Below are 18,743 nucleotides of genomic sequence, written 5' to 3'. Positions count from 1 at the left end.
ATGGTCACTCACTGGCATCAGAAAAGAGACCAGCTGCTATTCGCTCATGACTGTGTGACAATATTAGCGGATGAGTGCTCGGCGATTTAATTCGTAGGCGAATAGGATTTATAAGCAGTAACGAGGCTTAAATGCGCATTATTTATGGAATGATTATTGCCGCGCTATGCGTCGCTTTGCTGGTGGCGGTGCAAAAGTGGCGTGGGCCTGTGCTGCCGGCGTTAAAAGTTGAGCTCAAACCATTAGAGCTGCGCATAGTGGCCAGTGGCGAGGTGCGTTATCAGTCACTGGCGCGCATCGGCAGTGAAATTACCGGTACCGTTATCGCTCGCCATGTGCGTGAAGGCGATTGGGTGAGTAAAGGCGATTTGCTGGTAGTGCTCAATAGCGATGAAGCTCAAGCCAAATTGGCTCAAGCCCAAACCTTGTTGCTGCAATTACAAAAAATTAGTCGCCCACAGGCACAAGCCGCACTGACAGAAGCGCAAGACAATGCTCGCCAAGCCAGCCGCGAGGCTCGCCGCCGCGAGGCCTTGGCCAATAAAGGCACGCTCTCGCTCGAGCAAGCAGAACAAGCCCGCCAGTTAGCGTTAAATGCCAATACCACTCTCACTCAAGCTCAATTAACCGCCCACTCCTTAGGCGTAAACGGCCCCGAAGAGCAGTTATTACAACAACGGATTGTGAGTGCCGAGGCGGAATTGGCCAAGACACAGATTTACGCCCCCTTTGCCGGCCGCGTGCAAACCCGTAATGTAGAGCCCGGCGACTTAGTGCAGCCGAGTAAGGTGCTGCTCGAGATTGCACGCAGCGATGGCTCAAATGTTGAAGGCATAGCAAATGACGGCTTAGAAGTCGTAGTGGCACTGGATGAAAAAAACTTTGCACCATTGCACTTAAGCCAACCGGTACAGCTGATCGCCGATGCCTGGCCTGAGCAAACCGTAAAAGGCGTGGTGAGCTTTATCGCCCCCGCAGTAGACAGCAGTCGCGGCACCATAGATGTGCATATTAGTGTGTTGGCAGATACGGTAACGGGCGCCCAACAAACGCCACCGGCTTTTTTACAAGGCATGACGGTGTCCGCCAATATTATTGCCAACCAGCGAGATTCCACCTTAGTGCTGCCCAATGATTATTTAACCTTTACTACCAATGGCCAAGCGCAGGTGTGGCGCTGGCAAGACGGCGCCGTTAATCCGGTGCCGGTAGCGCTGGGGCTGCGCAACATGACCCACAGTGAAATCGTCTCTGGCCTGAAAGAGGGCGAAGTAGTGGTGCAAACCAGCCTGTTGCAAGCAGACATGTTGCAAGCAAATAAGCTCACGCCCGGCCAGCACGCGCGCGTGAACTTTGAACAAGTCGCCCATGTTATTCGTTAAACATTTGGCGCGGTTGCGCGATTCGTTGTGGATAGAGTGGCGCATCGCCTTGCGCTTTCTCGCCGATAACCCGCTGCAAACCTTGCTGATCAGCGTGGCCATTTCGGTGGGTGCGGCGGTAATCGTGTTTATTACTGCGCTTATCATGGGCTTGCAGAGTAATGTGATTAATAAAACCTTAGGCACTCAGGCCCATATTCAAATTGAGGCCACACGCCAGCATAATAATGTGTCGGCCATGACTCACGATAAATACCTGTGGGTATTAGAAAGCCCGCGCGCTCAGCGCTTACAAACCATTAATAACTGGCAAGAAGTACGCGATGCGCTGGACAGTTATGGCGCATTGCACGGCGTATTAAATACGGTATCGCCGCTGATCTCGGGCCCCGCCTTTGCCCAAAAAGGCGCGGCACGCGCCTCCGTGGCCTTAATGGGCATAGATCCGACTCGTTACTCTGGGATCATAAATCTCAACCATTATCTGCAAAGCGGCCACTTTAGCGTAGGCGCCGGCGACGTGCTCATTGGCAGCCAACTGGCGAAAGACTTAGGCCTGGGCGCCGGCGATAAATTGCGCCTAGATGCGGGCAACAATCAGCAAAGCGTGCTGAACGTGGCGGGCATCTTTGAACTTGGGGTGCGCGAGCTAGACGGCCGCTATGTATATATGAGCCTAAAGCAGGCCCAAACGCTGCTCGACTTACCCGGTGGCGTAACCATCTTAGAGCTCAAAATTAATGATGTGTTTGCCGCTGAATATTGGGCCCAACGCCTCACTCAGCTCACCGGTTTATATGTAGAAAGCTGGATGGAAAGTAATGGCCAGCTGCTAAACGCGCTCAGCTCCCAAAGCATGACCACGCAAATGATCCGCGTGTTTGTGGCGTTATCGGTGATCTTTGGTATCGCCAGTGTGTTGGCGGTCAGCGTGGTGCAGCGCACCCGCGAGATTGGCATCTTGCGCGCCATGGGCGGTTCGCAGCAGCAAATTTTACGGGTGTTCTTACTGCAAGGCGGCTTGTTGGGGCTAGCAGGTTCACTGCTCGGCGTACTGGTGGGTTTTCTATTAGTGCAGCTGTTTAACAGCCTAGCGGCGAGTTTGTTTATTATTCGGCTAGAGCCGTCCATGATGCTATCGGCAATCTCGATTGCCACCGTGGCTGGCGTGATTGCGGCCGCGGTGCCGGCACGCCGCGCGGCAAAATACGATCCGGCGGTGGCGATCCGTTATGTCTAATTCTATGTCTAACTCTATGTTTAACTCTATGTTTAACTCTGGGCGCTTAACGCGCGATGGCTCTCATCAAGAGCCTCAACAAGACAACCAGCAAGAGCATCAACAAATAGTGCTGCAGCTGGATAAGCTGAATAAGATTTTTAACCCAGACACGCCGCTGGCCAACCATGTGCTACATGATATCTCGCTGCAGGTCAGCCGCGGCGAATTAGTGGCCTTGGTTGGCACTTCTGGCTCCGGCAAGAGTACGCTGCTCAATGTGATGGGCTTGTTGGATGTGGCATCAGCGGGCGAGCTGCGCATTCAAGGGCAGTTAATTCAAGGCCACTTAACTCCTGCTTTAGCCGAGCAGCAACGCACCCAACTGCGCAGTGAGTCCATCGGCTTCGTGTTTCAGTTTCATCACCTAATCAGCGCCTTTAGCGTGTTAGATAATGTGCTGATGCCGCTAATGCTTCGCTACGGTAAACCGACTGCGGAGCAAACCGCTTACGGGGAATATTTATTAAATGAAGTGGGATTGGGTAACTTTATCCGCCAATCCACTAATCGTTTGTCTGGCGGCCAGCAACAGCGTGTGGCCATAGCCCGCGCACTCGTTACGCGCCCCGCACTGGTGTTAGCCGATGAGCCTACCGGCAACCTAGATACCCAAACTGCGGATGAGGTGTTTAATTTGTTCGAGCGGTTTAACGTGGAGCATAAATGCGCGATTGTGATTGTCACCCACGACCCACGGCTCAGCGCCCGCTGCCCACGCACCATTCGCTTAAGTGATGGCCGCGTGATTTATGACGGCGCCTCGGCAGACTTGCCGAGCTTATTTACTGCCGGACTGTAAACAGTTCTTACAGACTAAAGATTTCTTCGCCACGGAATCCACAGACCCCACGGAAAAATAGCGATAAGAGCAAAAATAGATGCTTATTGGTAAAGGCAAAAGCTAACTGCGCGAGTCTTTAACGGATGGCGTAAGGCTTAGCGCTGTGCTTACACGCTTTACAAACACTCTGCTCTTTCATCTCGGCATTCATCGGAGCCCATTTCGAACTCGCGGCAAATCCACGGCCGCAGTTCATAAATGGTGCACAGCATGGTTTCGCGATCGAGTGCCGCGCACCAGCCGTCATCTAAGCGCAGCATAGTCTCGCCGCCCCATCTATCTTGGGCGATGTACTTTTTAGGCACGTCGGTATCGGTAATTAACATCACTTCTAAGCGGCAACAGCACGCCTGACAGGTCGAGCAAGTCACCTCTTCTACCGCAATATTTTTAACGTCAATAACCACTTAGCTTCCAATCTAGTTTTTGGGCCCTTTGCCCTAACGGCGCCGCATTGTGCGCCGTTATCACTTATTAATGTGGCTATGCTAACACCCTTTTACCGCTCAATAATACCGTAGGCTTAGCGCTCATAAGCGAGGCTGTGTTTATTTAGCCTACACTTGAGAGTCGCAAATAAGCCGAGCCTTTACTTAAGGCTGGCTGTTGCTAAAACCCCTCATTTAAGGAGATCAGCATGGGATTTTTTAATAACATTCTCGATAAGCTCGGCATGGGCAAAGATAAAACGGCAACCACCGCCTCCGATCAAGCCGCCGCAACGCCCAACAGCCCAACACCCGCGCCCACTCACGAAGCAGCCACTGCCACTACCGCCCCCGTCCAAAAGGTCGATGTACTGGTGCTGTTAGAACAGCGCGCGGCGGACAATTCGCAAGATTTGCACTGGCGTACTTCCATCGTCGACCTATTAAAGTTACTCGACCTCGATAGCAGTTTAGCAGCACGCAAAGAGCTGGCCACCGAACTCGGCTGCCCTACCGATTTAATGGCAGACTCCGCTAAGATGAACATCTGGTTACATAAATCCGTACTGGTGCGCATTTCCGCCAACGGCGGCAATATACCTAAAGAGTTATTGGACTGATCCAGCAGATCTATTGCGTTAGCATCTGGCTGAGGGGTAATTAACAGCAGATAGTTAATCGCTAACAGCACAAAAAAGGCGTGGGGGTTATTTAATCCTCACGCCTTTTTATTCACGCTTAGTCTGCTTTAGAAATTACAGAGCGTGATATCAATTACCCTTTTCCATGATCTCTGGCTTTAAGCTATTCGATGTTTCTGGATAAAGCAGATTTAGTGCGACCGCTCCGCCATCAATCACCACGGCGGCATGCTGGCGCGTGAGTAACCTTGGCTCAGCCACGCCACAAGAGTGAGCAATGGTTTCTACTTCATGCACTAAATTTTTATGATAGTGAGCGATGCGAATGGCTTTTTCATCGGGTACTAGCCCCTGCTGTAAGCGCGGAACATGGGTGGTGATGCCGGTAGGGCAGGTATTTTTATTACATTGCAGCGCTTGAATGCAGCCCAAGCCAAACATAAAGCCACGGGCTGACACCACGAAGTCGGCGCCCATGCAAATAGCGGCGGCTACGTCGGTTGGATTGATGAGTTTGCCAGACGCAATCACGCGAATGCGCCCTTTTAAGTCGTGGCGAATAAGCTCATTAACCAACAGCGGTAGGCTGTCTCGTAGTGGCAAACCCACACTGTCCATCAAGGGCATAGGGGCGGCACCCGTGCCGCCGTCTGAGCTGTCTAAGGTGATAAAGTCGGGAGCTGAGTTTGCCCCTCTGGCATTAATGCGTTCACAAAAGTCTTTTAGCCAATGGGTGGTACCCAGTACCAATTTAAAGCCCACCGGTTTGCCGGTAACTTCCCGTACATGGCTAACAAAATCGAGCAAGCTATCTATGCTGTTAATTTCTGGGTGGCGGTTAGGGCTAATAGAGGGTTCACCCACAGCAATACCCCGAATTGCAGCAATTTCTGCGGTGACTTTTTCGCCGGGCAGTATGCCACCCTTGCCTGGTTTGGCGCCTTGGGAGAGCTTAATTTCAAACATTTTTACTTGTTCAATGTCGGCCAAGGCCTTTAAGCGCGTATCGTCCAGTTTGCCATGCTCATCACGTACGCCGTATTTAGCGGTACCAATTTGAAAAACAATATCGCAGCCACCTTCTAGGTGGTAAGGCGATAAGCCGCCCTCGCCTGTGTTCATCCAGCAACCGGCTTTAGCAGCACCGCGGCTCAACGCTTGCACGGCCGGTTTAGACAAGGCGCCAAAGCTCATACCGGAGATATTGAAAAAAGAAGGAGCGTCGTAAGGCACGCGGCAGTGAATACCGATACGCATGGATTGTGTTTGTACGGCATCTTCTTCCAAGGTGGGAAACGGGCAGTTTAAAAAGTAGTAGGTGCCGGGTTTGGCGAGATCTCGAGTAGAACCAAACGCCACCGTGTTATCGACGTTTTTCGCCGCTCTGTATACCCAAGAGCGCTGGGCACGGTTAAAGGGCATTTCTTCTCGGTCCATGGCAAAGAAATACTGGCGAAAAAACTCACCCAAGTGCTCAAACACATAACGAAAACGACCAATAATAGGATAATTTCGACGAATGCTATGGCTAGTTTGGCGCTTATCCGCGCGGTACATGCGTACCCCTACAATGGATAAGCCCACTATGGTCAACAGTAATACGGTGCCAACCACCACAATAAAAATAACGGCAGCTTGAGTCCAACTTTCATTCATGGTGCTTTATATCCGGTTAATAATAAATCCGCTCATGCTAGCCCGAAGTCAACGCTAAGGCCACTCAGATATTAAGCACGTGGGAATTGATATACGTAGGATGACGGTTAATAGACAGCTATAAGTCGTCAGCCGTCAGATAGAAATAAATTCCGTCTTTTGTAGTCCAACGCGTGAGCTATTGAGCATGTGGAGCAGAAAGGTATTAAAGATTTCCGCCTTCGGCGAAATGCGAGAGCAAGTTCACCTACAAAAGACCAACAGAGATCCTGACGTGCGTCTGGAAGAGGGAATAAGAAAAGACGATGTTTGAACGTATAGCGTACGGCGCCAAATCGCAGCATCAAAAAAGGCGTGAAGGGTTTCCCCCTCACGCCTACTCTTTGTGTCTGACTCTTCACACCTTACTCTTCACCCCTCACGGGTTTTACGAGCACAGCCTTACTTAGCGCTGGGGCGCAAGGTCGGGAACAAGATAACGTCACGAATAGTGTGGGAGTTGGTTAACAACATCACTAAACGGTCGATGCCTATGCCTTGGCCGGCAGTCGGCGGCAAGCCGTGCTCAAGGGCCACAACGTAGTCTTCGTCGTAGAACATGGCTTCGTCGTCGCCGGCTTCTTTTTGGTTTACTTGATCCAAGAAGCGCTGCGCCTGATCTTCGGCGTCGTTTAGCTCGGCAAAACCGTTGGCAATTTCCCGACCGCCGATAAAGAACTCGAAGCGCTCGGTGATGCTCGGATCTTGGTCATTACGGCGTGCCAGCGGGGAAACTTCGGCTGGATATTCGGTAATGAAGGTTGGCTGGATCAAACGATGCTCAACGGTTTCTTCGAAGATCTCGGTGATCACGCGGCCCAAGCCCCAGCTTTTCTCCGTTTTGATCTTCAAGTCTTTGGCGACTTCAAGGGCATTTTCTAAGGTAGCCAACTGCTCCAACGTCACTTCTGGGTTAAATTCCAGAATGGAGTTTTTCATGCTGAGGCGCGCAAACGGCTGACCAAATTCGAAGGTTTCTTCACCGTATTGGACGGTTGAACTACCCAGCACCTGAGTGGTCACGGTGCGCAGCATTTCTTCGGTGAAGTCCATCAGATCCTGATAGTTGGCATAAGCCCAGTAAAATTCCATCATGGTGAATTCTGGGTTATGGCGCGGCGACAGGCCCTCATTTCGGAAGTTACGGTTAATTTCGAATACTTTCTCGAAACCGCCCACTACCAAGCGCTTCAAATACAGCTCAGGCGCGATACGCAGATACATGTCCATATCCAGCGCATTGTGATGGGTGATAAAGGGGCGAGCCGAAGCGCCGCCTGGTATCACTTGCATCATGGGCGTTTCCACTTCCATGAAGCCGTGGCCATTCATAAACTGGCGAATAGCGGCTACCACATTGGATCGCACCTGAAAGGTGTGGCGCGAGTCTTCGTTGGTGATCAAATCTAAATAACGCTGGCGATAGCGAGTTTCTTGATCTGATAAACCGTGGAATTTTTCTGGCAATGGGCGCAGTGCTTTAGTCAGCAGTTGGAAGTTATCCATGCTCACATATAAGTCGCCTTTGCCTGATTTATGCAACACGCCAGTCACACCGACGATGTCACCGATATCAAGGCCAATATATTGGTCTTTGATGATGGTTTGCGCATCTTTAGTGGTGTAAGCCTGAATGCGACCGCTCATGTCTTGCAGCACTAAAAACGGACCGCGTTTAGCCATAATACGGCCACCCACAGACACGGTTTTATTCAGCTCAACCAAGGCGTCTTTATCAAGCTGACCAAACTCGTTTTCTAAGTCGGCGGCCAAATGCTCGCGCACAAAGCTATTAGGGTGGCCATTGGCCGGACAATCTTTACGAATGTGATCAAGCTTGGCACGGCGCTCGGCGATCAGCTTATTTTCGTCTTGTACTTGCTCTGTCATGATTTGCCTTTATATAAACTGTTTAGAGTCCGGACTTGAGGCTGGCCTCAATAAATTTGTCCAAACCACCGTCGAGTACTGCCTGAGTGTTACTGGTTTCTACACCAGTGCGTAAGTCTTTAATGCGCGAGTCGTCCAATACATAAGAGCGGATCTGACTGCCCCAGCCGATGTCGGACTTGCTGTCTTCCATCGCCTGTTTTTCTACGTTCTGTTTTTGCAGCTCAAACTCATAGAGCTTGGCTTTTAGCTGTTTCATCGCCTGATCGCGGTTTTTATGCTGGGATCTGTCGTTTTGACATTGCACTACGATACCGGTGGGCTCGTGGGTTAAACGCACTGCGGAGTCGGTACGGTTAACGTGCTGACCACCGGCACCCGAGGCGCGATAGGTATCAACGCGGATCTCAGACGGGTTAATCTCAATTTGAATATCGTCGTCGATTTCTGGATACACGAACGCCGAGCAGAATGAGGTATGGCGGCGGCCGCCCGAGTCAAACGGCGACTTGCGCACTAAACGGTGCACACCCGACTCAGTACGTAACCAACCAAAGGCATACTCACCGCTAAACTTCACGGTGGCCGATTTTACGCCAGCCACGTCGCCATCGGAGAGTTCGATAATTTCGGTTTTAAAGCCGCGTGCCTCACCCCAACGCAAATACATGCGCAGCACCATGTTGCACCAATCTTGGGCTTCGGTACCGCCGGAGCCGGATTGTAAGTCCAGATAACAGTCATTGCTGTCGTGCTCACCGGAAAACATGCGGTGAAACTCCAGATCGACCAGCTTTTTATCCAGCACTTCTACGTCGGCTTTGGCTTCTTCGAAGGTTTCTTCGTCGTCTTCTTCTTTCGCCAGTTCAACCAGTTCGGCAATGTCGAGGATGCCGCGCTCCAACTCATCTAAGGTCTCGACCACAGTTTCTAGTGCAGATCTCTCTTTACCCAGTGCTTGGGCACGCTCGGGCTGATTCCATACACCTGGCTGCTCTAGCTCGGCGTTTACTTCTTCTAGACGCTCTTTCTTGGCGTCATAGTCAAAGGTACCCCCTAAGAAGCTGAGTCCGTTCGGACAGCTCCTTAAGTTTATTATTCACAGGGTTAACTTCTAGCATGGGTCTAATGGCTCTCTGTTGAACTGAGTGATAGTAGTGAGTTAAGTGTACTGAATGATTGAACGGGTTCTGTATGGCAAGGCCATCATCAAGATGGCTAATTCTACCGAAAGCTGACCACAAACGCAGTAGTCAATGGCGACATTTCGCCACACCCACCAGATTAAAATTCAATTAAAGTTTTATTTCTAGCGGTCGATATCAACATTACCCCTTGATGCCAGACATACAAAATGAATAACCTAAAATTAAAGCATAAGATTCTACTCAGCTTCATCGTGGCCATTACCATTACCGTGGCCGCACTGAGCACCATCAGTTTTCATAATCTCAAAACGCGACTCTACGCAGACAGCACAATTTTGGTTGCCAGCTTGAGCGAGCGCGAAGGTGAAAAAATACAAAGCTGGTTTGATATACGCCAACGTATGTTGGCCGCAGCGGGTCAACAGTTTAACAAAGCGCCCTTACCCGCACTGCAACAAGCACACGAAGCAGGCGATTTTGCTATTAGCTACTTTGGCAGTAAAGACGGCGTCATGTATGACAGCGATCCAACCATAGATCGCACCGGTTACGACCCCAGAACTCGCCCTTGGTACCAGCAAGCCATACAAAAAAACGGCGCTATTGTTACCGCGCCTTATGAAGATGCTTCTGGTCTTGGCACCGTAGTGTCGCTGGCGGCGCCCGTGATGGTTAACGGCCAGCTTACCGGCGTAATGGGGGCCGATGTAGGGATCCAGAGCTTAATCAGTGACATTAATGCTATTCAGCTGCCGGCTGAAGGTTATGCCATGTTGCTGAGCCGCGATGGCACTGTTATCGCCTATCACGATGCCTCGCTTATTTTACAACCTGCCAAGCGCATTGATGACGAAATTACCGTTGCCAATCAAAATTTGTGGGAAAAGAGCGGGCATTTATTTCAGGTACAGCTAAAAGAGCAGCATAAGTTGGTGTACAGCCAAGCCGTACCCGGTACCGATTGGCAGCTGCTGATGGTGCTCGACAAGGCCGCCTTAGAAGCGCCACTCACGCCCATGTTATTGCAACAATTAGGCATTGCTAGCTTAGTGGTGATTGCCGCAGCCGTGCTAATTAGCCTGTTGGTGCAATGGCTATTAGTGCCTTTATTACGCGTGTCTCAAGCTTTGGAGCAAATTGCCGGTGGCCGGGGTGATTTAACCCGTCGTATCGAGATCCAAAGCCAAGATGAAGTGGGCATGTTGGCCACCAACTTTAACCGCTTTGTGGCTAGCCAAGCCGAACTAATCGGCCAGATCCGTAGCCAAGCCGAGTATTTAGGCAGCAACGCAGAACAAGCCTCGGTGCGCGCTAATCAAACCGTGACCGAGCTAGGGCGTCAGCAACAAGAAGTGACCATGGTCGCCACCGCCGTCACCGAAATGGCCTCGGCCACCCAAGAAATCGCCCATAGCGCCGAGCAAACGGCGGCCGCAGCTCAGCAATCAAGCAACAGTACCGCTCAGGGTAAACAGCAGGTGAATAAAACCCGCGACTCTATTCAGTTATTATCTCAAGAAATGGTACAGGCGGCGGAGGTGATCCAGCGCCTCGACTTGCATGCTAAAAACATCTCTAGCGTGTTATCGACCATTCAAGGCATTGCCGATCAAACCAACTTGTTGGCATTGAACGCAGCCATAGAAGCGGCCCGCGCCGGCGAGCAAGGTCGTGGCTTTGCGGTGGTAGCGGACGAGGTGCGAGTGTTATCACAACGTACTCATGCCTCTACCGAAGAAATCCAAGCCACCATTACTAACTTGCAGCAAGCCACCAAAGAAGCGGTACAGCTGATGGACACCAGCCGTAATTTAGCCGAGTTGAGCGTGGAAGATGCAGAAACCGCCGCCGTGGTATTAACCGAGATCACCACAGCCGTGAGTCTGATTTCAGACATGGCCAGCCAAATTGCCACCGCCGCCGAAGAACAAAGTCAGGTAACGGGTGAAATCACCCAAAACACCACCGCCATTAAAGATGTGGCCGATGAGTTGGCAGAAGACGCGAGTAAAGCGCTGACTCAGTCCAAAGACTTGCATGACCAAGCCGATAAACTGAACGGCTTAGTGAGCGCCTTTATTCTTAAATAAACGGCTAGAGAACGCAGTACGCTATACGTAAGGCGTAAGGCGTAAGGCGCTACACCATAAAAATAGGGAGCAGATTTGCTCCCTATTTCGATCTTGGCGCTCGGCATTTTACGTTTGGCGCTATTTAGTCTTACAAGTCTTAATACCAAAAATAGAATAGGCGGGGCAGTTACCCATAAATGCCGTGGCCAGCGGGATCAAGCCCAACCAGCCCCAAGCCGTTTGTGGCCCGACAAACACTAAAGCGATCAACACCAAACCCAGGATCGCGCGTATGACTCTGTCTAGCGTTCCTACATTCACTTTCATCTCTGCTCTCCCTTATGTATATGAGTCAGCATATGTTCATCTCTGAGTTTAGGCCTTGGTGTAATGAGCCACAGTAACAAAGCCCAATAAACGAAAACGAGTCATCACGATGGGACTTGATTGAGATCAATATCTACCTCGACACCATGCATTACTGTTCGGCTAATAGATTTATTTGGTACTTGTAGCCATGGCTCCGAGTAGTCGCATAACTAGTGCATAACTATCAATCATTTAAGAAAGCATTGGCTCACGGATTAAGGAATATATTATGTTTAAAAAATGGACTTCAAGTTTAGCGCTCAGCCTATTCTTCGGCGTAATGGCACACTCGGGTGTGGTCAATGCAGCAGGTGATGCCACGGCGGGTGCCGGTAAAGTGGCCGCCTGTGCCGCCTGCCATGGTGCTGAAGGTGTGCCAAGCGTCGCTATCTATCCCAAGCTGGCTGGTCAAGATGCCGCCGTTATTGAAAGCGCGCTCAAAGCCTTTCGCGCCGGTGAGCGCACCGAAGGCATGGCAGCTATGATGACACCGCAAGCGGCAAACTTAAGCGATCAAGATATTGCCGACATAGCGGCGCATTACAGCGCACTGTAGCGTGTGAGGTGTGAGGTGTGAGGCGCTACCATGCTTTAGCAGCAAAAAAACACCGCCAGCCACATTAATGACAGAGGTCATGAGAAAATTGGCCAATGGCGCGACGTTTAGAGAGAATAAAAAAGCACCGAACCTAAAGGCTCGGTGCTTTTTACGTACTTATGCTGAAACAGATATTCGCGTGTGGGTTTTCGTCTCACACCTTACGCTTCACCCTTCACAATTAATTACAGCGGCACTATCTTATCCACCAGCAGCTGCAGCGATTGCTTGCCCTGCCATTCATTAATATCCAGCTTATACACCAACTGCACCTGATTAATGCCGGCGTTTGGCCAAACTTTAAGGTCTACGTTAAAGGCAATCGCATCAAGCAGGGTGCGGCCCTCGCCCAAGCTCAGTACTAATTTAAGGTGCTTCTCGCCCACCAAGCGCTGCTTAATAATGCGAAAATCGCCGTCGAATAATGGCTCAGGAAAAGACTGCCCCCAAGGGCCGGCGCCGCGTAATTGCTCCGCCAAGGGTAAAGTCAGCTCAGTACTTTCTAACTCGCCGTCTGTGACAATTTCTCCGGCCAATAATTCAGGGCTCACCCAATCGGCAACAATGCCTTCAAAGGCCGCCTTAAACGGCGCCAGTGCAGATTTACGCAACGATAAACCCGCCGCCATGGCGTGGCCGCCAAACTTATCGATCACCCCCGGATATTGGCGGTCGACTTCTTCTAATAAGTCGCGCAAATGCACGCCGGGAATAGAGCGGCCCGAGCCTTTTAGCTCATCATCACCGGCTTCGGCAAAGGCAATCACCGGCCTGTAATAACGCTCTTTAATACGCGAGGCCACTAAACCCACCACGCCTTGATGCCAATCGTCTTGATGCAACACCAAGCCGCTCGGCAGCTCGCCATCGCTGATATGAATTTTGGTGAGGGTGGCCAGTGCTTCATCTTGCATGCTGGCTTCTATGGCTTTTCGCTCGCGGTTAAGGTCGTCCATCATGGCGGCCAGCTTGCGCGCTTCATCTAAGTTTTCGCTCAGCAAACAGGCCACGCCCATCGACATATCATCGAGCCGCCCCACCGCATTAAGCCTGGGCCCAAGCGCGAAGCCCAAATCACTGGCCACTAAACGCGACTGATTGCGCTGCGAGATATCGATTAACGCTTGAATGCCCGGTCGCACTCGCCCCGCGCGCATGCGCTGCAAACCTTGATGCACAAGCACGCGGTTATTGGCATCAAACGCCACCACATCGGCCACAGTACCCAGCGCCACTAAGTCCAAATATTCACCCATATTAGGGGCACTAATGCCAAGGCGTGTAAACCAGCCAAGCTCTGTGAGTGCGGCACGCAGCGCCAGCAATAAATAAAAGGCCACGCCCACGCCGGCTAAGTTTTTCGACGGAAAATCACAGCCATGCTGATTAGGATTAACGATAGCCGCCGCATCCGGCACGTCATTGCCGGGCAAGTGGTGGTCGGTCACTATTACCGTCATGCCCAACGCATTAGCCGCCGCCACGCCGCTGATGCTAGAAATACCGTTATCGACTGTGATTAAAAGCTCGCCGCCCATAGCGGCCACTTCGTCCACCACTTGTGGGCTTAAGCCATAGCCATAATCGAAACGATTAGGCACCAAATACTGCACATGTTGCGCGCCCATGGCGCGTAAACCATGCACCATCAGCGCCGAGCTAGTGGCACCATCGCAGTCAAAATCGCCCACTATCACTATGCGCAGCTGATCGCTCATACCTTGTACTAAGACTTTGACTGCCTCACTCATGCCCTTAAATTCGGGCTTGAGTAAGGTGCTGGCACCTAAATTAAGTTGCTCAGGTCTTACCACACCACGGCTGGCATAAAGCCGCTGAATAATAGCGGGCAAGTCACTAGGCAATTGGTGATCAACGTTTGGACGACGGCGAATGTTGAGCCGAGAAGGTGTGGTCATAGAGGCTGGCATAGGGGCTATCACATGAGTACTGGTTATTTAAACAGGAAGGCAACACTACCCCCAGCACCGCAATTTTGCAATTAAGCTTGCCGCAGTGATGAGTGAATGCTGAGGAGTAAAGAGGACGAGACAGATCAAAACATATCTGCAACGAAACCCGCGAAAGAACATGAAAAAATTAAGATGAGATAAGTTCGAAAATTGCTAAACGACCTTATTTGTTAAGAGAAAAAAAATAACGATATCAGAGCACTGCATTACTTTAGCTAAGTTCTTATCATTAAAATCTTTCAGATTTAATCTCTATTTTTCGTGGATTTCGTTGCAAAAAAAATCTTTAGTCTTTCCTGATTACCCACAAAGATCAGCCATGTTTCAGTGAGTTCAGCACCAATTAATTCAATAGGTTACAGGGAGGTGCCGCCTCTTCGGTAAAGAATATGAGGCTCAGTTTGGTGTTTTGACCTTGTAGGGGCCAATTTATTCGGCCCGGTTTGGTGTTTTGGTCTAAATCTAAACCTCAGTAACAGCCAGCAAAGCTGGCCAGCCGAATAAATTGGCTGCTACAAAGAACAAACCGCAACAGGGTGCATTATGGCTGAGGTTCATACGTAATCAGGTAGTCTTTTGTCTTTAGCTAGGTGATCGATGCTTATCCCCGCGGATGATGCTCTTGATGCAGGGCATTGAGTCTGTGGGTAGCCACGTGGGTGTAAGTTTGCGTGGTGGATAAATCGGAGTGACCGAGCAGCATTTGCACCACGCGCAAGTCGGCCCCGTGATTCAATAAATGCGTGGCAAAGGCATGGCGCAGCGTATGGGGCGATAAGTCATTGTTAATGCCGGCGCGCTGCGCATAGATTTTGATGCGATGCCAAAAGGTTTGGCGAGTCATTTGCCGCGCGCGGCGCGACGGAAACACCACGTCCGATGGCTGCTCGCCCAACAAAAATGCACGGGCTTCTTTTAAGTAGCGCTCCAACCAATGCAGCGCTTCTTCACCCATGGGCACAAGGCGCTCTTTATTACCCTTGCCGGTGACGCGCACTAGCCCTTGGCGCAAGCTGATACTTTCCATGGATAAGCTCACTAGCTCTGTCACCCGCAACCCCGTGGCATAGAGCAGCTCCAACATGGCTTTATCGCGCAGCTCTAATGGATCGGCGACTTCTGGCGCATCGAGCAGATTTAACACCTGTTGCTCGCTTAAGTCTTTGGGTAGGCGTTTGGGCAACTTAGGGCCGGCAATTAAGATGCTGGGGTCGTCGACGCGTAATTGCTCGCGATGCAGATACTGAAAAAAGCGGCGTAACACGCTGAGCATGCGCGCCGTGCTGCTGGCTTTAAAACCTAAATCTAATCGGTGCGCTAGATACTGTTGCAGAGTTAAGCCTTCAACCGCGACCAGACTGTCGCCCTCATTGTCTAACCAGCGCGCAAAATGGCTTAAGTCGCTGCGATAGGACGCCAGCGTGTTATCTGACAGGCCTTTTTCTAGCCAGAGTGCATCAATAAATTGTTCGATTAATGGATAACTCATTATGACTCCACCGCTTCCTGCTTCTGTTATGATAACGCCATTGGCAACTGCACTCACGGTATCCCATGAACATAGGTTTATTTTACGGTTCAACCACCTGCTACACAGAAATGGCCGCCGAAAAAATTGGCGAGCAACTCGGCGCAGACCTAGTCGATTTGCATAATATCAAGGATGTGCCGCTCTCGCGCGCCCAAGACTACCCTATTCTGATCTTTGGTATCTCTACCTGGGATTTTGGCGAGCTACAAGAAGATTGGGTGTCTTGCTGGGACGACATAGATAGTCTGGACTTAACCGGCCATGTGGTGGCACTGTTTGGCATGGGCGATCAGCTGGGTTACGGCGAATGGTTTCAAGACGCCCTCGGTTTATTGCACGACAAAGTGGTAGCCTGTGGCGCGACGCTGGTGGGCTATTGGCCGAATATTGGCTATGAGTTTGAAGCCTCTAAGGCGCTAACCGCAGACGGTGATTACTTCGTCGGCTTATCGTTAGATGAAGCTAATCAATATGACGATACAGATGCGCGCATTGAAACTTGGGTGGCGCAGATTTTAGAAGAAATTTCGGCGATCTAGGCTTCTAGCTAGAAGCTAGAAGCTAGAAGCTAAGAAAGTGAACGTCACTTTACCCGGCGCCAGCCATAAAAAAGGCCTGTAGAGCAATCTCTGCAGGCCTTTTTTCGCATCCGTAGCTTAACCGTGTGCGGGCAAATTACGCTTAGGTGTCGATAACGCCAAACCAATAATGGACGCCACTATGGTCGGCAATACCCACGCCATGCCAATATCAAACATAGGCAGGAAGTTAAACGCACTCATATCTAGCCCAGCCGCGGTCAAGCCATCGACTAAACCAAATACTAACGCCACCGCCAAAATAAGGCGATAAGCCAACACGGGTGAGCGCATAAAAGGCTGTAAATAAGTGGCTAACACCAAGGCGATGGCCACCGGATAAAAGGCCACTAATACCGGCACCGACAAAGAGATAAGCGTAGTTAGCCCCACGTTTGCCACCAAGGTGCACAGCGCCGCCATGATCACGACCCAGCGGCGATAGCCAAGTTTGCCGGTTAAACGCAAGAAATAATCCGCACAGGCCGAGACCAAGCCCACCGCCGTGGTCAGACAAGCCAAGGTGACGATGGCGGCTAAAATCCACAGACCCGGAGCACCGAACAGCGATAACACATAGGCGCTGATGATTTCGCCGCCATTATCGGCCGACTCCACCACGCCTAAGCTGGTGCCGCCTAAAATAAACAGCGATACATAAACAAAGCCTAAGCCTGCGGCGGCAATTAGGGCCGCTATCACCAAGTAGCGAGACTGAGCACGCTTGTCGGTCACGCCTTTTTGGCGTAACACATCCAAAATCAGCATACCAAACATCAGCGCGGCAAAGGTGTCCATGGTGTTATAGCCTTCGAGAAAACCTTTCACGAACGGCTGAGCCAAATAGATCTCATCTACGGATGGCTGTGTGCCTTGCGGATTAACAAACACTGCAATCGCCAAGCCAATCAGCAATAACAATAAAATAGGTGTCAGTATCTTACCAACCGCATCCAGCAAACGACCTTGGTTGAGTGATAACAAGAGCACTAAGCCAAAGAAACAAATGGTATACAAGGTGAGCGTGGTTTGCGTGGGGTTCACTAAAAATGGCTTTAGACCCATTTCATAGGCGACTAAACCGGTTCGGGGGGCGGCAAACGCGGGGCCGATAATAATAAAGATCGCCGTGGCCATAATCGTCACCACCACGGGCGGCAAATAGCGCCCCATAGTCGGTAAACCACCGCCTGCCATGGCTGCAGCCACTAAGGTAACCAGCGGCAAGCCTACGGCGGTTATCAAAAAACCACCCATAGCACTGGGCAAATGTTCACCGGCTAAAAAGCCGGCCAGCGGCGGAAAAATAATGTTTCCGGCGCCTAAGAAGAAGGCAAAGGTCATAAAACCTAAGCCCATGATATCGAAGGTGGATAATGACTTATTCACAAAAAAAACCTCTTGCGGCAGCTGGCATAATGCGAGCTTCGTTTGTAGTCAAACGAGTATGATGGTACGACTTGCCACCAGAACTAACTATGAGCGTATTGCTACAAAGTGCGAGTATCTGACAGCCGCCGAGCTGCTTATTAGCATAATGGTGCGTAATAAAGATGCAAAGCAAAACTTACATCTTTAGATAGAATGGCCGCACCAAATCCACATATGTGTCGCTAAGCCCGAGATTTACAGTGTTAATTATTAGTTTTTCATTAATTTCGCAGCATTTAACGCTAGAAAACAACAGTAAAAAACGCTGAGCCTCTTTCCCCTCTTTAGTATAAACGTCTTGTCGCTCTACTAAATGCAAGTCATTTAACTCGGCCTCCTTCAAGGCCATGGCCAAGGCCTGCAGTGGCAAAACTAACGCCACCCGCCCCTCTGGCTCTAATAAACGCTTAGCATGCATAAACAATTCCGCCACGCTTAAGCTTGCCGTGTGACGAGCTTGGCCGCGGGCGGCGCAGTCAAATACTTGACCCGCCTCGAAGTAAGGCGGATTCGATACGATTAAATCAAAGCCTGCGGCTTGATAGTCTTGTATTGCGCCTTGTTCAATCAACACCTTACTGGGCCAAGGCGAGGCTGCCACGTTTTCTGCTGCTTGGCGTACCGCCGCCGCATCTAACTCTAAACCAACGATTTCAACGTCAGCCACAATGCGCTCTGCCTGCACTCTTTGCGCCAACATAAGTGCCACCAGACCAGAGCCGGTGCCTAGGTCTAAAATACGCCGTGCTTTGCCTAATGGCGCCCAAGCGCCGAGCAAGATGCCATCTGTGCCCACCTTCATCCCACAGCGGTCATGATTGATGTGAAACTGCTTAAAGGTAAAACCTCGACTACTCATGCTGATCCTGTCAGGTATTTTTGTT

At 50.8% G+C, this 18,743-nt stretch carries 16 protein-coding genes; 7 read left to right on the top strand and 9 right to left on the bottom strand.

Annotated elements, in window-relative coordinates; genetic code table 11:
- Positions 1-131 precede the first annotated feature (131 nt).
- Genes ACEN2G_RS00615 through ACEN2G_RS00605 form a run of 3 tightly spaced genes read left to right on the top strand, consistent with a single transcriptional unit; the run spans position 132 to position 3,463 of the window.
- The gene (locus ACEN2G_RS00615) at positions 132-1,382 is read left to right on the top strand and encodes an efflux RND transporter periplasmic adaptor subunit (protein WP_442019514.1); all 1,251 of its coding nucleotides are present in this window, start codon (positions 132-134) and stop codon (positions 1,380-1,382) included.
- Positions 1,369-2,622: an ABC transporter permease gene (locus ACEN2G_RS00610; RefSeq protein WP_442019513.1), complete on the top strand. Its 1,254-nt coding sequence runs from the start codon at positions 1,369-1,371 to the stop codon at positions 2,620-2,622. The genes ACEN2G_RS00615 and ACEN2G_RS00610 overlap by 14 nt, the downstream gene beginning before the upstream one ends.
- Positions 2,615-3,463 (top strand): ABC transporter ATP-binding protein, encoded by an 849-nt coding sequence (locus tag ACEN2G_RS00605; RefSeq protein WP_442019512.1) that lies wholly within the window; start codon positions 2,615-2,617, stop codon positions 3,461-3,463. The genes ACEN2G_RS00610 and ACEN2G_RS00605 overlap by 8 nt, the downstream gene beginning before the upstream one ends.
- A gap of 158 nt (positions 3,464-3,621) precedes the next feature.
- Here the strand turns inward: ACEN2G_RS00605 and ACEN2G_RS00600 are convergent, their stop codons facing one another.
- On the bottom strand, positions 3,622-3,891 hold the full coding sequence (locus ACEN2G_RS00600; RefSeq protein WP_442019665.1) for a YkgJ family cysteine cluster protein: 270 nt from the start codon (positions 3,889-3,891) through the stop codon (positions 3,622-3,624).
- A gap of 251 nt (positions 3,892-4,142) precedes the next feature.
- On the opposite strand from ACEN2G_RS00600, the gene ACEN2G_RS00595 reads away from it, so the two are divergent.
- Entirely contained in the window at positions 4,143-4,553 is a 411-nt protein-coding gene (locus tag ACEN2G_RS00595) for a DUF3597 domain-containing protein (protein WP_442019511.1), read from the top strand.
- Positions 4,554-4,703: 150 nt separating this feature from the next.
- On the opposite strand, the gene ACEN2G_RS00590 is transcribed toward ACEN2G_RS00595, so the two are convergent.
- The 3 genes from ACEN2G_RS00590 to prfB all read right to left on the bottom strand — a co-directional run bounded on the left by ACEN2G_RS00590 (position 4,704) and on the right by prfB (position 9,280).
- Complete coding sequence (locus ACEN2G_RS00590; RefSeq protein ID WP_442019510.1) at positions 4,704-6,230, bottom strand: FMN-binding glutamate synthase family protein; 1,527 nt, start codon at positions 6,228-6,230, stop codon at positions 4,704-4,706.
- A 441-nt stretch (positions 6,231-6,671) separates the two neighbouring features.
- Positions 6,672-8,159, bottom strand: coding sequence for a lysine--tRNA ligase (lysS, locus tag ACEN2G_RS00585; RefSeq protein ID WP_442019509.1), 1,488 nt, complete (start codon positions 8,157-8,159; stop codon positions 6,672-6,674).
- A 22-nt stretch (positions 8,160-8,181) separates the two neighbouring features.
- A protein-coding gene (gene prfB, locus ACEN2G_RS00580) for a peptide chain release factor 2 (protein ID WP_442019508.1) occupies positions 8,182-9,280 on the bottom strand; the annotation gives its coding sequence in 2 pieces (ribosomal slippage) (positions 8,182-9,204 and positions 9,206-9,280; 1,098 coding nt in all).
- A 233-nt stretch (positions 9,281-9,513) separates the two neighbouring features.
- On the opposite strand from prfB, the gene ACEN2G_RS00575 reads away from it, so the two are divergent.
- Positions 9,514-11,397, top strand: coding sequence for a methyl-accepting chemotaxis protein (locus ACEN2G_RS00575; protein ID WP_442019507.1), 1,884 nt, complete (start codon positions 9,514-9,516; stop codon positions 11,395-11,397).
- Positions 11,398-11,517: 120 nt separating this feature from the next.
- Here ACEN2G_RS00575 and ACEN2G_RS00570 read toward each other — a convergent pair whose 3' ends face one another.
- The gene (locus ACEN2G_RS00570; RefSeq protein WP_442019506.1) at positions 11,518-11,706 is read right to left on the bottom strand and encodes a YgaP family membrane protein; all 189 of its coding nucleotides are present in this window, start codon (positions 11,704-11,706) and stop codon (positions 11,518-11,520) included.
- 271 nt (positions 11,707-11,977) lie between these two features.
- Between ACEN2G_RS00570 and ACEN2G_RS00565 the strand changes: the two genes are divergently transcribed.
- On the top strand, positions 11,978-12,304 hold the full coding sequence (locus ACEN2G_RS00565) for a c-type cytochrome (protein ID WP_442019505.1): 327 nt from the start codon (positions 11,978-11,980) through the stop codon (positions 12,302-12,304).
- A gap of 227 nt (positions 12,305-12,531) precedes the next feature.
- Here ACEN2G_RS00565 and recJ read toward each other — a convergent pair whose 3' ends face one another.
- Positions 12,532-14,265: a single-stranded-DNA-specific exonuclease RecJ gene (gene recJ, locus ACEN2G_RS00560; protein WP_442019504.1), complete on the bottom strand. Its 1,734-nt coding sequence runs from the start codon at positions 14,263-14,265 to the stop codon at positions 12,532-12,534.
- A 655-nt stretch (positions 14,266-14,920) separates the two neighbouring features.
- Entirely contained in the window at positions 14,921-15,808 is an 888-nt protein-coding gene (gene xerD, locus ACEN2G_RS00555) for a site-specific tyrosine recombinase XerD (protein ID WP_442019503.1), read from the bottom strand.
- 65 nt (positions 15,809-15,873) lie between these two features.
- Between xerD and fldB the strand changes: the two genes are divergently transcribed.
- Entirely contained in the window at positions 15,874-16,389 is a 516-nt protein-coding gene (fldB, locus tag ACEN2G_RS00550) for a flavodoxin FldB (RefSeq protein WP_442019502.1), read from the top strand.
- Between the two features lie 117 nt (positions 16,390-16,506).
- On the opposite strand, the gene brnQ is transcribed toward fldB, so the two are convergent.
- On the bottom strand, positions 16,507-17,817 hold the full coding sequence (gene brnQ / locus ACEN2G_RS00545; RefSeq protein ID WP_442019501.1) for a branched-chain amino acid transport system II carrier protein: 1,311 nt from the start codon (positions 17,815-17,817) through the stop codon (positions 16,507-16,509).
- A 178-nt stretch (positions 17,818-17,995) separates the two neighbouring features.
- Positions 17,996-18,718 (bottom strand): tRNA1(Val) (adenine(37)-N6)-methyltransferase, encoded by a 723-nt coding sequence (locus ACEN2G_RS00540; RefSeq protein WP_442019500.1) that lies wholly within the window; start codon positions 18,716-18,718, stop codon positions 17,996-17,998.
- Positions 18,719-18,743: the final 25 nt, after the last annotated feature.

Source organism: Oceanisphaera sp. W20_SRM_FM3 (genome assembly GCF_052119705.1).
In the GTDB taxonomy this organism is placed as follows: Bacteria; Pseudomonadota; Gammaproteobacteria; order Enterobacterales; family Aeromonadaceae; genus Oceanimonas.
This window is presented reverse-complemented; position numbering and strand designations above follow the sequence as displayed.